Source organism: Ornithinimicrobium avium (assembly GCF_003351765.1).
GTDB lineage: Bacteria > Actinomycetota > Actinomycetes > Actinomycetales > Dermatophilaceae > Ornithinicoccus > Ornithinicoccus avius.
Window position 1 is genome coordinate 1465482 of the sequence record NZ_CP031229.1, and the last position, 13194, is coordinate 1478675.

The following is a 13194-nucleotide window of genomic DNA, read 5'->3' on the forward strand; positions in this document are numbered from 1 at the left end:
GCAGTCCCCCTCTCAGACGGTGACGACGACGGCGTCGTCGGCGAGCAGGACGGGGATGCCGTCGGTCACCGGGTAGCGGCGGCGTCGACCCGTCCCGTCGCAGTCCTCGGCGCACTGCAGGGCCGGCGCGCCATGGTCGTCCACCACGTCGAGCAGCGGGTGCCCGCCGACGGGGCAGCGAAGGATCTCCCGGACCCAGGACTCGTACTGCGGACGTGCCATCTCAGCTCTCCTGTCGTACCAGCCCGAGCACGGTGTCCCGGACCTGTTCCATGGTCGCGCGGTCGGCGCTCTCGACGTTGAGCCGCAGCAGCGGCTCGGTGTTGCTGGGACGCAGCGAGAACCACCACGCCGGCGCCTGCTCACGGGTCATCGTCAGCCCGTCGAGGGTGTCGGCGACGGCATCCTGGCCCTCCGCCCAGGCACGTGCCCGCGCGGTCGCCGCGGTCACGTCCTCGACGGTGGAGTTGATCTCCCCCGAGCCGACGTAGCGGTCGTAGGCGGCGACGAGCTCGGAGAGCGGAAGGTCCTGCTCGCCCAGCGCCGCGAGCACGTGCAGGGCCGCGAGCATCCCGGTGTCGGCGTACCAGAAGTCGCGGAAGTAGTAGTGGGCCGAGTGCTCCCCCCCGAAGACCGCCCCGTGCTCGGCCATGACCGACTTGACGAAGCTGTGCCCCACCCGGGTGCGCACCGCGCGCGCCCCCGCCCTGGAGACCGTCTCGGGCACGGCGGCGGACACGATGAGGTTGTGCACGACGGCCACGTCGGCCGGGTCGCTCCCCGCGGCGACCTCGCGCGCGATCTCCCTGTCGGCGACGAGAGCGGTGATCGTGCTGGGGCTCACCGCAAGCCCGCGCTCGTCGACGACGAAGCAGCGGTCGGCGTCCCCGTCGAAGGCCAGGCCGAGGTCGGCGCCGTGCTCCACGACGGCCGCCTGCAGGTCGAGCAGGTTCTCGGGGACCAGGGGGTTGGCCTCGTGGTTCGGGAACGTCCCGTCGAGCTCGAAGAAGAGCGGCACCACCTCCACGGGCAGGTCCCCCTCCCCCAGCACCGCCGGGACGGTCAGCCCCGCCATCCCGTTGCCCGCGTCGACGACCACCTTCAGCCGTCGGCTGCCGCCCAGGTCGACCAGGGACCGGAGGTATGCCGCGTAGCCGGCGAGCGTGTCGGTCTCGCTGAGCGTTCCCGGCCTCCCGGCCGTGGTCAGGTCGTGCAGGGACCCGCGGTCGAGGAGCCACTGCGCCAGGTCCCGGATCTCGGCCAGACCCGTCTCCTGCCCGACCGGCCGGGCGGCACGGCGACAGAGCTTGATCCCGTTGTACCGGGCCGGGTTGTGGCTCGCGGTGAACATCGCGCCGGCCAGGTCCAGCGAGCCGCTCGCGTGGTAGAGCCCGTCGGTGGAGCACAGGCCGATCATCGTCACGTCGACCCCGTGCCCGGCGACGCCCGCGGCGAACTCGCGGGCCAGCCCGGGCGAGGAGTCACGCATGTCGTGCCCGACGACGACCCCATGCTCGCCCTCGGGGAGCACGACGACCTGGGCGAAGGCCGAGCCGAGGGCCCGCACCACCCGGCCGTCGAGCTGGTCGGGAACGGTCCCGCGCACGTCGTAGGCCTTGACGAGGCCGGAGAGGTCGACGGAGGTCACGAGAGACAAGCCTACCGACGTGCGCACGGGATTCCGGCGGCCCTCGACCGTTGCCGCGGCGGGGCCGGCCGTGAGCCGGTCGCTGACGGCCGGAGGGAGCGTTCCTCAGCGGTCCCGCAGCACGCGCAGATGACCGCGGCGCGCGATCTCGATCACCGCGGCGCGGGACTGCTCGTCGCGGGTGCCGGCCTCGACGTGCACGATGCCGCTGCGGTGCTCGCGGACGGCGTCGGCGAGCGCGGCCAGGTCGTCCGCCGGGGCCCGCGTCTCACCCTCCGGTAGGTCGATGCGCACGACGTCCCAGCCGCGGGGCACGGTCAGCCGGCCGGCGTGCTCCTCGCACAGGTCGTAGGAGTGCGGCTCCGCGTGCGTCGCCAGCGGACCCAGCACCGCCGTCTGCTCCGCGTAGACGTACGTGAGCGTCCACGCGGCGGAACGGGAGCACGCGGTCTTGCTGCAGTGGCGGGTGACGGTCACGGAACCACACTCTAGGCGCCTGCCACGACAAACCTGCGGCACCACTCCGATGGGGCACGGCCCGGGATAGTGTCGAGTCGTGAGCAGGCGCAGGGACCGACGGGGCCGCGGGCTGCGCGGCCCGCTGGCGTGGCCGCCGCTGCCGGCGATGGTGCCCCGACGGGACCGCTTCGACGAGCTGGTCCTGGACGCCGCCGAGGCGGTGGAGGACCGGCTCGGCCACCCGCTCGGGACGGAGCTGGCGGTCGAGGAGGTCCCGCCCTCCGACCCCGCGCCGTGGGAGCACGGGGTGGCGCTGGGGCGGCTCTTTCCCGCCGAGCGCGGGCTTCCGGCCCGGCTCGTGGTCTACCGGCGTCCGGTCGAGCAGCGGGCCCACGACGAGACGGACCTGGCCGCGATCATCTACGAGGTCGTGGCGGAGCAGATCGCCAGGATGCTGGGCCGCGACCCCGAGGACCTCGCCTGAGCGATCCTGCATCCGTCCTCAGGGCAGGACCGGTCGCACGTCGGTGAGGTGACGCATCCACGGCAGCTGCGGGAGGGTCGCGGCCGCCAGGTACGGGCCGAGCTCGTCGGCGCCGGCGACGTGCAGCGCCGAGACGACACCCGCGGGACCCGCACCGACGACCCACACCGCACGCGCGTCCTCGGGGACGGGCAGGACGACCGTGGTGTCGTTGGCGAGGTCCACCCAGCGGGCGGTCTCCGCGCCCTCGGCGTCCACCCAGGTCACCCAGGCCGTGGTGCCGTCGACGGCGGTGAGCGCCAGCTGCGCCGACCCGTCCGGCACCGCGGCACGCTCCGGCAGCGCGATACCCGTCGGCGACGTCGAGGGCAGCGTCGCGGCGACCCAGGCGGTCTCGCCGGCGGGTCGCACGAGGGGCTCCGCCTGGTCCCGAGGAGCCCGCTCCGCTCCCCCGCCGTCCGTCCTGTCGGCGTCGTCCGTCCTGTCGGCGTCGTCCGTCGTGTCGGCGTCGCGCGCGTTCTTCCCGCCCCCGGTGCGCACGGCCTCGTCGCCGGCATCGCCGGGCAGCACGACCGGCTCGTCGTCCACCGGCAGCACCTCGAGCCGCGCGCCGGCCACGACGGGCTCGTCGGAGCGCAGCCGCAGCGCCACCGCCCCCTCGGGCAGCTCGTCGAGCACCACGTCCACCGTGCTGCCGGCGGGCACCCGGGTGACGCGGTCGGCCAGGCGCTGGGCACCGTCGACGGTCAGCGCGGTCACGTCCACCACGGCCTCGGCGGTCCCCGGCGCGGCCAGCCGCAGCACGACCTGGCCGGCGAGGCCCTCGGGGACCGGCGGCAGGGCTGGCACCACGAGGTCGGTCGAGGGGACCGCAGCAGGCGACACCAGCTCGGCGCCCCGGTCGGTGGTCCCGTCGCGGTAGTACTCCGCCAGCTGAGCCACGACCGGCCCGCCGCTCGCCCGCACCCGCAGCACCGGCGCTGTTGCACCGGGCGCGAGAGCGTCGAGGACCTCGACGCTGCGCCCGCCGGCGGGCACCACGACGGCCGAGGAACCGGTCGTGGCCACCGGGCCGTCCCCACCCCACACGGACACCTCGACGGTCACCGTGTCCGTCCCGGGGTTGGTGAGCACGAGCTGCTCGGTCCGTCCCGGCGCGTCGTCGCCGCCCACCAGCCACACGGTCTCCGCCTGCGGCGCGCAGGCCGCCAGCGCGGCACCGCGCGCGCCTGGGGCGGTCCCGACCCCGAGCAGCCCGCCCAGCACCGCGGGGGCGAGGTCCGCGTGCGCGGTCACCACGGCCGACGCGGCGTCCTGGAGCGTCACCTCGACGGGTATGCCGTGCTCCAGGTCCTCCTGCGCGGCACCGTCGGTGGTCCGCAGCAGGGAGACGCCCGGTGCTGCGGCGCCGTCCGACGGCGGCGCGTCGGTACGCGCTGCGGCGCCGTCCGACGGCGGCGCGTCGGTACGCGCTGCGGCGTCGTCCGACGGCGGCGCATCGGTACGCGCTGCGGCGTCGTTCTCTCCCCCGCTCTCCCCTCCGGGCGAGGAGCTGGTGGCCGACCCCGCGGTGCCCGGCCTGCCGGTGGTGGCGGCGTCGTCCGTCGCCGCACCCTCCAGCCGTGGCGGCACGGCGTCCAGCACGGACCTCGGCGCACCCACGGCCAGGGCGCGCACCTCCGCCGTCGTCCCGTCCTGAGCCAGGAACGGCTCCGGACCAGGGCAGGCCATGGCCGCCGACTCCACCAGCGCCTGCTCGGGCGGCCCGCCGGTCACCCCGGCCGGATCGCCGCCACCCGCGCCGCGGTCGCCCAGCCTGGCTCCGCCCTGGGCGGCGCCGAGGCCCCAGACGAGGGCGGCTGCCGCGGCGACCGCGAGCGCCGGCCGCCAGCCCCGCCGGAGCACCGCCGTCCTGCGGGACCTGGACCCCTGCCCGGTCACCGGGTCGGCGGTCACCGTCGTCCCCTCGTCCGTCGTCCCGTCGTAAAAGGTCGTCCCGTGCTTGGTCAGCCCCTGACCGGTGGCCCCGTCGTCGGCCGGCGCCATCGGGAGGTCCTCGTCGTGCTCCCCGCTCATCGGGTCTGCTCCTCCGGGTCGGTCTCGTTGCGCCCGAACGGCAGGGCGAGGAAGGCGACGACGGCTGCCAGCACGAGCGCGAGCACGTGCCAGGCAAGCCTGGGCGTGCGGACCTCCACGTCCACCTCGTGCGTGCCGGCGGGCAGCAGGACGTGGTTGCCGCGCCCGACGCCGACCGGGTGGCCGTCGACGTCGACGCTGGCGTAGCGGGACCAGCCCTGGCCCTCGGCCACCTCGAGCACCGCCCCCTCGGGCAGGTCCTTCAGCGTCCCCGCCGAGGCGGCGTGGGGACCTGTTGCCTCCAGCCGGCCCAGGGACTGGCCGTCGGCGGCGAGCACCCGCACCCGCGCCGCCTCGTTGCTGGTCATCCGCCACACGACCTGGCCCTCGGGGCTGCTCACGCGGGTCAGCCCGGGCACCAGGTCCACCTGGGTGGCCAGCGGAGCGTCCGCGGACGCCTCGACCAGGACGTAGCCCACGCCGAGTCGCTCGAGCATGCCGCGGACCGCGGCTGGCTCGCCGTCGCCGGTCATCGCCGCGACGACCTCGACGACGGGGCCATGGTCGGGCACGCCGACCCCGAGGTCACGCGTGCGGTCGCGCAGGATCCGCGGCGGCTCCGCCTCGGCACCCCGCAGGTCGGCCGCGACGGCGACGACGCCCTCGGAGCCCGCCGCGCCACGGTCCTCATCGAGCGGGACGAGCACGAGCGTGCGCTGGGCCGCCGGTCCACGGGCCTGCTCGAGCGCTACCGCAGGCAGGTCCTCGACGGCCGGCTCCAGCTCACCTGTGCCCAGGAACATCGTCACCGCCCCGAGCGAGGCGAGACCGGCGAGGACCACAGCCCCGGTGAGCACGCCGGCCAGGAGTGGTGCAGGCCGGGCGCGACGACGGCCCGCCCCGTGATGGTCGTCCGTCCCGGGGACCTCGCCCTCCCCGCTCTCTCCCGCCCCGACGGTCTCCGTGGCTCCGGGAGCCAGCTCCGCCTGTGGGCGACGCGCCCGGTCCACCGCCAGCAACCTGTCCAGCGCCACCGCTCCAGCGATCAGCACCGCAGCTCCTGCCAGCGACAGGAGCGTGCCGTCCCACACGACGACGTCGCTGCCGGCCTCGTCGTACGCCTGGGGCAGGACCCCGAGCGAGAGCCGGCCCACGAGCGCCGCCAGGCCGACGAGCACGAGGGCGGCGGCCACCAGGACGGCGGCGCGGCGCCCGCGCCGGCCCCGCAGGGCCAGAGCTCCCAGCGCGGCCAGCCACATCGGAACGGCGAGCCAGAGCAGCATGGCGTCGGGAGCGAGGGCTTCGGCGGCCGAGGCGAGCGGGACCCCCGGGCCCGGCCGCAGCAGCAGCGTCTGCCACGGCGCGACGGGGACGGGGAAGCCGACGTCCGCGACCGTCGCCCCGGCCCCGCCCAGCAGCTGGACGGGCCCGGACACCGCCGCGGGCAGCCACGGGAGCAGCAGCGGCCAGGGCAGCACGGCCAGGGCCACTCCCCGCCAACGGGCCGAACCGCGGCCGAGCACGACCAGCGCCGCCCCTCCCAGCGTCGCGACGGGCAGCACCAGCGGCACCCACTGGGCCGCCAGGGCCACGCCGAGCACGGTGGCGAACAGCGCGGCGGTACGCCGTGCGCCGCCCGCGCGGGTGGCGCACACGGCATACCCCGCGAGGAGGAGCGGGGCGAGCACGTGCACGACGACAGGACCCGCCCGGCCGTCGCCGACGGCGACCGCCAGCGGCGCCGCACCGGCCCAGCCCAGCGCCAGGCCGGCCCGCAGCCATCGGCGACGGGTGGCCCGCCGCAGGGCGAGGTAGGCCGTCAGCACGCTCGCCGGGACCGAGGCCAGCAGCAGCCAGCCCAGAGCGACGCCGGCGGTGGACGGCGCCCACCCCGTGCCCGGCACCGCCTCGACCATCCGGGCGAGCAGGGCCAGCGGCAGCAGCCACGCCTCGGCGACCCGGTCGTCCCCGAGCCCGCCGCCCCGCCAGCCGTCGAGTGCCGAGCGCCACAGCCCGGCGGCGTCGGTCGTGGCGGGCCCGAGCTCGCCGCCGGCCACGCCCGTCCCCTCCGGGGTGAGCGCCGGCAGCAGGTCGCGCCACCACCACCCTGCCAGCACGGTCGCGACCACGAGGGCCAGGCACAGCGGCCAGCTCCAGATCCGGGGGCGTCCGCGGTCGGCTCCGAGCTCTGCGAACTCGTCGGAGACCGGTCCGGTCTCCACTCCGCCCCTGGAGCGGCCCGGCAGGGTCTCCCCCGGGCGGGCGCGCTCGCGCGGGTCGAGCGCCTCGGTGACAGTGTCGGCGACGGCCCGCCAGCCGGCACCGGGCGGGACGAACAGGCTGCGCAGGTCTCGGGGCCGCACCGTCCGGCGCGACCGGAACCGGGCACGCGCCCCCAGGGAGCGCCCCGGGCTCAGCACAGCGCGGACGTCCGCCCACTCGTCCGCGGCTGCCTCGGGGCGCTTGACGAGGAGCAGGAGCAGCGCGGCGAGCGCCGAGGTGACCACGATGCCGAGCCCGCGCCACGGCGCGGCCCATCCCGAGCCGCGGGCCAGCGCGAGCTGGCGCTGGCGCACGCGGGTGCGCCGCGGCTCCAGCACGCCCAGGCCTGTCTCGCCCTGTCGGACGACCGCCTCGGGGGCGACGACGACGCGCTGCCCGACCAGGTGGCTGCGCCAGCCCACGTCCAGGCCGGCCACGCCGTCGTCGCCGAAGGCCGGGTCGAGACCGCCTGCCTCGGCGAGGACGTCGCTGCGCAGGAGCGAGCCGGCCAGCGGGACCCCGATGACGTCCCGGCGCAGGTCGAGCTGGCCCTGGTCGACGAGGGCCGCCTGCGGGGCGTCGGTCGCGCGGCCGCCGACGGTGAGGTGATGCCCGACCCCGACGAGCAGGCGCGGGTCGTCCAGCCGGACCAGCTTGGGACCCACGACGCCCGTCCGGCTGTTGCGGAGGACGGCCCCCTCCAGGGCGGCGAGGGCGCCCGGCTCGGGGACCGAGTCGTCGTGGAGCACCCACAACCAGTGGTGCTCGTGCACCGGGAGCGCCGTCCTGGCGTCCTCGAGGACGCGTCCGGGGGTGGGCCGGCCCGCGCCGACCTCAGACGCCATCATCACCAGCGGAGCCCGCACGAGGAGCGGCACCCGGAGCCGCGCCACGAGGGGGTGGGCGCGCAGCGCCGCAGCCTCCTCGTCGTCGGGGTCGAGTCCGGTGACGAGGAGACGCTGCGGGAGTCGGGTCTGCGCCGCGAGCGCGTCGAGCAGCTGCTCCAGCGGGGCGCCGTCGGGTCCGGTGAGCACGACGACGCTGACGTCGTCGACGCGCACCCGGCCCGGACGGGTCACCCCCGGCATCGGCGCGCGGGCGGTGTCCGTCGGGGTCACTGGCGCCGGTCCGGCAGCGGGCTGGGTGCCCGGGCCGTCAGACAGCGCGCTTCTTCAGCTTGCGGCGCTCCCGCTCGGACAGCCCGCCCCAGATACCGAAGCGCTCGTCGTTCGACAGGGCGTACTCCAGGCACTCGGCGCGCACCTCGCAGCTGAGGCACACCTTCTTCGCGTCGCGGGTCGAGCCGCCCTTCTCGGGGAAGAACGCCTCCGGGTCCGTCTGCGCGCACAGCGCGCGCTCCTGCCACGACAGCTCCTCGCCATCGTCGGTCCCGTTCAGCAACGACATCATCTCCAGCTCGTGCATGGCTCCTCCTCGACCTGTTGGCCTACACGTGTCGGACCGTGGTCCCGGGCCCGGGCTGCCTCCCGGCACAGGACCACGTCACCTGAATTACACGCGTGTCATCCCGGATAGTCAACCCCAGATCTGATAGACACCTCCTTCCTCGCACAATGGGCGCATGCAGATCACCGTTCTCGCCGGCGGCGTCGGCGGCGCCAGATTCGTCCGCGGACTCCTCCACACGCTCCGCCGGAGGGTTGACCCGCAGGCCGCCCACGAGGCCCCGGCCCACACCGTCACCGTCGTCGGCAACACCGGCGACGACATCACCCTCTTCGGCCTGCGGGTGTGCCCCGACCTCGACTCGCTGCTCTACACGCTGGGCGGCGGCGTGGACGAGGAGCAAGGCTGGGGCCGCGAGGCAGACACCCGCCACCTCGTCGGTGAGCTGGCGGCGCTGGGAGTGCAGCCGCAGTGGTTCGGCCTGGGCGACAAGGACCTCGGCACCCACGTCGCGCGCAGCCTGTGGCTCGGTCAGGGGGCGACGCTGAGCGAGGTGACCGCCCGCCTCGCCGAGCGCTGGGGCCTGTCCGGGCAGGGGGTCCGCCTGCTGCCGGCGACCGACACCCCCATCGAGACGCACGTGGTGGTCGACGACGAGGAGGGCGGGGAGCGCGCCATCCACTTCCAGGAGTGGTGGGTGCGCCACGGCGCCGCGCTGCCGGCTGTGCGCTTCACCGTCGCGGGACTGCAGCAGGCCAGGCCCGCCCCCGGCGTGCTCGAGGCGCTGCGCGAGGCGGACGTCGTCATCCTGCCGCCGAGCAACCCGGTGGTCTCGATCGGGATCATCCTCGGCGTCCCCGGCGTGCGTGACGCGCTGCGCGGTACCCGGGCGCCCGTGGTCGGCGTGAGCCCGCTCGTCGGCGGCCGGCCGGTGCGCGGCCACGCGGACGCCTGCCTCGCGCCGCTGGGCGTGGAGGTCTCCGCCGCGGGCGTCGCCGGCCTCTACGCCGACCTGCTCGACGGCTGGCTGGTCGACGACGCGGACGCCGGCGCGTCCTACCCGGCCGGGACGAGCGTGCGCTCCCTCGACCTGCTCATGCGGGACGTCGACGGCGCGGCCCGGATCGCCGGCGCCGCCCTCGACCTCGCCGACGAGCTGCGATGAGCCCGCACGACCGGACGCTCCCCCCGGGCGCCGTCGTCCTGCTGCCGGTCGTGGGCGTGCCCGAGGTGGTGGCCGGCGACGACCTCGCAGCGCTGCTCGCGGCGGCGCTCGCACCGCTGGGTGGCCTGCGGGACGGCGACGTCCTCGTCGTCTCCAGCAAGGTCGTCTCCAAGGCCCTCGGCCTGCGCGAGGACGTCCCTGCCGAGGACCGCCAGGAGCTCGTGCTGCGCCACTCCCGCAGGGTGGTGGCCGAGCGCGCCACCACGACGGGAACGACCCGGATCGTCGAGGCGGTCGCGGGCCCGGTCATGGCCGCCGCCGGGCTGGACACCTCCAACACCGGTCCCACCGGCGGCGTGCTGGTGCTGCCCGCGGATCCTGACGCCGCCGCCACCGACCTGCACGCGTCCCTCCGGCAGCACGGTGCCGTGCCGCCCGGGGCACGCGTCGCCGTCGTCCTCAGCGACACCGCGGGCCGCGCCTGGCGCCAGGGCCAGGTCGACCTGGCCCTGGGCTCGCACGGCCTGCTCGTGCTGGACGACCTGCGCGGCGGGACCGACGCCGACGGTCGTGACCTCGCCGTGACCGCGCGGGCGGTCGCCGACGAGGTGGCCTCGGCTGCGGACCTCGTCAAGGGCAAGGCGGGCGGCGTGGCCGCTGCCCTCGTGCGCGGGCTCGGGCCCCACCTCGGGGAGGGGCCGGGAGCCCGCTCGCTGGTGCGCACCGGCCCTGGCGACTGGTTCGGGCTGGGTCGGGCCGAGGCCGTGCGCGCGGCCCTCGGCGCCGCACCCGCGACCGCGCAGGCGCGGGAGGTCGGCGTGCCCGCGGCGGCCCCGGAGCCGGACGACGCGCGCGGGGCGAGGGCGGTGCGCCTGGCGCTCCTCGGGCATCAGGACGCGCGGGTCTTGGGCTCGCCCGCCGAGGGGTATGCCGTGCACTCCCCCGACCCGGTCCTCACCGGCCGGGTGGCCGCCCGCCTCGAGGTCGCCCTGGCCGGGGAGCAGGTCTTGGCACGCGTCGAGGTGCGGCGCGGCTGAGCCCGGCCGCCGGCCGGGCACCGGCCCCCGTCAGCCCACCGGCAGGTGCCGGCGCGGAGCCATCCTCGGCCCGCGGCGCGGCCTCAGCGCCCCGGACAGCTCCAGGAGGCGCTGGACCCGGTACCGCTGCCCGGCGTAGGGCCGCAGCAGCTCGACCAGGCCGTGGTCGTCGACCGGCCTCCCGGTCAGGGCCCATCCGATGTTGGCCGCCACGTGGTAGTCGCCGAAGCTCACGGCGTCGGGGTCGCCGAGCGCGCGGTGCGCCGTCTCCGCGGCCGTCCACACCCCGACCCCGGGGATGCTCACCAGCCGGCGCCGGGCGGCGACCAGGTCGAGCCCGGGCAGCTCCTCGAGCCGGTCGGCGAGGCGAGCCACGCGCATCACCGTGTCCGAGCGCTGCGGGCCGACCCCGGCACGCAACCACTCCCAGGACGGGACCGAGGCGAGCGTCGCCGCCGCGGGCGGCACGTAGAGGCCCAGTGAGGCGCCCGGCCCGGGTGCCGGCTCCCCGAAGCGGTGCACCACCCGCCGCCACCCGGAGAAGGCCTCCTGCCCGGTGACCTTCTGCTCGAGGACCGCCGGGACCAGCGACTCCAGGACCAGACCGGTGCGCGGCACCCGCCAGCCGGGGTGCCGACGCAGCGCCTGCGCCACGGGCGCGTGGTGCGCCACGAACCCGGCCGCGTCGTCGTCCTCACCGAGCATCTCGGGCAGCCGGCCCATGGCCCAGGCCGCGCCCGGGCCCCACCCCTCGGCCAGGACGACGCCCTCGGCCGGCCGGGCGCCCACCCGCAGCGTCACCGGGCCGTCCGGAGTGCGTACCCCGCGAAAGAGCGTCCCGCCGACGACGCGCCAGGCGGGGTCGCCGGCGCCACGGCGCAGGACGCCCCACGTGGCGCGGACGTCGACGGGCCACGCCGCGCGCCACGCCCGTCGGGCGGACCGGCAGGAGGGCGGCGGCGTCGACCGTGGCGCGTCGTGCTCGCGCGCCGGCTGCGCGGCTGTCACAGGCGACACTGTGCATCGCCGGACGGGGCATGCGCAAGCCCCTCCCCGCACCGGTTAGCGTGTAGCCGTGCAGTTCCCACCCCAGGTGCTCGCCGCCGCCGTGGCCGCCGACGCGACCCGCCCGGCCCTCACCTTCTACGACGACACCCCTGACGGTCGTGGCGAGCGCATCGAGCTCTCCCGGCGCGTCCTCGCCACGTGGGTCGCCAAGGCGGCCAACGCGCTCCAGGAGGGCCTCGACGTCCAGCCGGGCTCCGTCGTCCTGGTCGACCTGCCCGCCCCGCACTGGCGGCTGGCCTACTGGGCCCTGGCCGTCTGGTCCGTGGGGGCGACCCTGACCGTCGACGCCCACGAGGGGGCCGACGTGCTCGTGACCGCCGACCCGGACGGCGACCTCGCCGAGGACAGCGACGAGGTGGTCGCCGTCGCGCTGCCCGCGCTGTCCCGGGACTTCGGCCGGGAGCTGCGCTCCGGCGTCATGGACGAGGCCGCCGAGCTGGCCAGCTACGCCGACGACTTCACCGCCTGGGACGATCCGGACCCCGACGACACCGCGCTGGTGCACGGCGGCGAGCGCACTACCTACGCGGAGCTGCTGCCGGACCCGGGCGAGGTGCCCCAGGGCGCCCGTAGCCTGCTGACCACGACCGACCCGGGCACGTTCGTGCGCCAGGTCCTTCAGGTGCTGGACGCCCGCGGCTCGGCGGTGCTCGTCCGCGGCGGCGTCCCCGCCGACGACGACTCCCGGCTGACCGCCGAGGGCGTGGACCACCGCTGCGCCACCACCTCCCCCGCCTGACCCGAGGGGGGCCGCCCGGCCCCACCTGCTGGGCAGGTAGCCTGCCCAGCATGGACAAAGTCGTTTCCCACGCCGCCGAGGCTCTCGAGGGTCTGCAGGACGGCATGACCGTGACGGTCGGGGGCTTCGGGATCTCCGGGATCCCGAGCGTGCTGATCGACGCCGTGCTCGAGCGCGGCACCACCGACCTGGAGGTCGTCTCCAACAACTGCGGGATCGACGGCGCCGGCCTCGGTGTGCTCCTGGACGCCCGCAGGATCAGCCGCGTCATCGCCTCCTACGTCGGCGAGAACAAGGAGTTCGCGCGGCAGTACCTCCACGGCGAGCTCGAGCTCGAGCTGACCCCGCAGGGCACGCTCGCCGAGCGGATGCGTTCGGCCGGCGCCGGGATCCCCGCCTTCTGGACGCCGACCGGCGTGGGATCGCTGGTCTCGGAGGGTGGTATGCCGTGGCGCTACGACTCCGAGGGCAACGTCGTCAAGTCCTCGCCGCCGAAGGAGAAGCGTGAGTACACCGTCCGCGGCCAGACCCGCGAGTACGTGCTGGAGGACTCGATCTTCGCCGACTTCGGCCTGGTCCGCGCCGCCAAGGGCGACCGGCACGGCAACCTGGTGTTCAACCGTTCGGCGCGCAACTTCAACCCGCTGTGCGCGATGGCTGCCGGAATCTCCGTCGCGGAGGTCGAGGAGCTCGTCGAGCCGGGCGAGATCGACCCCGACGAGGTGCACCTGCCGGGCATCTACGTCCAGCGCGTCCTGCCGCTGACCCGCGAGCAGGTCGCGGCCAAGGACATCGAGAAGCGCACCACCCGGCCGCGGCCGGACGCCACCACCACGCAGGAGGCCTGAG

At 76.2% G+C, this 13194-nt stretch carries 12 protein-coding genes; 5 read left to right on the forward strand and 7 right to left on the reverse strand.

What is annotated here, in order from left to right; genetic code table 11:
• Nucleotides 1–12: 12 nt before the first annotated feature.
• The 3 genes from DV701_RS06590 to DV701_RS06600 all read right to left on the reverse strand — a co-directional run bounded on the left by DV701_RS06590 (nucleotide 13) and on the right by DV701_RS06600 (nucleotide 2125).
• Complete coding sequence (locus tag DV701_RS06590) at nucleotides 13–222, reverse strand: Trm112 family protein (protein WP_114927605.1); 210 nt, start codon at nucleotides 220–222, stop codon at nucleotides 13–15.
• 1 nt (nucleotide 223) lies between these two features.
• A complete protein-coding gene (locus DV701_RS06595; protein ID WP_114927606.1) occupies nucleotides 224–1648 on the reverse strand; it encodes a phosphomannomutase/phosphoglucomutase in 1425 nt (474 codons plus the stop codon).
• Nucleotides 1649–1753: 105 nt separating this feature from the next.
• Nucleotides 1754–2125 carry a DUF3499 domain-containing protein gene (locus DV701_RS06600; protein WP_114927607.1) on the reverse strand — a complete coding sequence of 124 codons (372 nt, stop codon included), beginning with the start codon at nucleotides 2123–2125 and terminating at the stop codon, nucleotides 1754–1756.
• Nucleotides 2126–2204: 79 nt separating this feature from the next.
• Here DV701_RS06600 and DV701_RS06605 point away from each other — a divergent pair, with 79 nt between their 5' ends.
• Nucleotides 2205–2591, forward strand: a complete 387-nt coding sequence (locus tag DV701_RS06605) for a metallopeptidase family protein (RefSeq protein WP_114927608.1) — start codon at nucleotides 2205–2207, stop codon at nucleotides 2589–2591.
• An 18-nt stretch (nucleotides 2592–2609) separates the two neighbouring features.
• On the opposite strand, the gene DV701_RS06610 is transcribed toward DV701_RS06605, so the two are convergent.
• The 3 genes from DV701_RS06610 to DV701_RS06620 are packed head-to-tail and all read right to left on the reverse strand — an operon-like array spanning nucleotide 2610 to nucleotide 8354.
• Nucleotides 2610–4667: a DUF5719 family protein gene (locus DV701_RS06610; RefSeq protein ID WP_114927609.1), complete on the reverse strand. Its 2058-nt coding sequence runs from the start codon at nucleotides 4665–4667 to the stop codon at nucleotides 2610–2612.
• Nucleotides 4664–8047 (reverse strand): glycosyltransferase, encoded by a 3384-nt coding sequence (locus DV701_RS06615; RefSeq protein WP_114927610.1) that lies wholly within the window; start codon nucleotides 8045–8047, stop codon nucleotides 4664–4666. The genes DV701_RS06610 and DV701_RS06615 overlap by 4 nt, the downstream gene beginning before the upstream one ends.
• 37 nt (nucleotides 8048–8084) lie before the next feature.
• A complete protein-coding gene (locus tag DV701_RS06620; RefSeq protein ID WP_114927611.1) occupies nucleotides 8085–8354 on the reverse strand; it encodes a WhiB family transcriptional regulator in 270 nt (89 codons plus the stop codon).
• Nucleotides 8355–8511: 157 nt separating this feature from the next.
• Here DV701_RS06620 and cofD point away from each other — a divergent pair, with 157 nt between their 5' ends.
• Nucleotides 8512–9501 (forward strand): 2-phospho-L-lactate transferase, encoded by a 990-nt coding sequence (gene cofD, locus DV701_RS06625; RefSeq protein WP_114927612.1) that lies wholly within the window; start codon nucleotides 8512–8514, stop codon nucleotides 9499–9501.
• Complete coding sequence (gene cofE / locus DV701_RS06630; protein ID WP_114927613.1) at nucleotides 9498–10538, forward strand: coenzyme F420-0:L-glutamate ligase; 1041 nt, start codon at nucleotides 9498–9500, stop codon at nucleotides 10536–10538. The genes cofD and cofE overlap by 4 nt, the downstream gene beginning before the upstream one ends.
• A gap of 30 nt (nucleotides 10539–10568) precedes the next feature.
• Here cofE and DV701_RS06635 read toward each other — a convergent pair whose 3' ends face one another.
• Nucleotides 10569–11546 carry a DNA-3-methyladenine glycosylase family protein gene (locus tag DV701_RS06635; RefSeq protein WP_228255256.1) on the reverse strand — a complete coding sequence of 326 codons (978 nt, stop codon included), beginning with the start codon at nucleotides 11544–11546 and terminating at the stop codon, nucleotides 10569–10571.
• 67 nt (nucleotides 11547–11613) lie between these two features.
• Here DV701_RS06635 and DV701_RS06640 point away from each other — a divergent pair, with 67 nt between their 5' ends.
• Nucleotides 11614–12345 (forward strand): TIGR03089 family protein, encoded by a 732-nt coding sequence (locus DV701_RS06640; protein ID WP_114927615.1) that lies wholly within the window; start codon nucleotides 11614–11616, stop codon nucleotides 12343–12345.
• A 50-nt stretch (nucleotides 12346–12395) separates the two neighbouring features.
• Nucleotides 12396–13193, forward strand: coding sequence for a CoA transferase subunit A (locus DV701_RS06645; protein WP_114927616.1), 798 nt, complete (start codon nucleotides 12396–12398; stop codon nucleotides 13191–13193).
• The last annotated feature ends 1 nt before the right edge of the window (nucleotide 13194 follow it).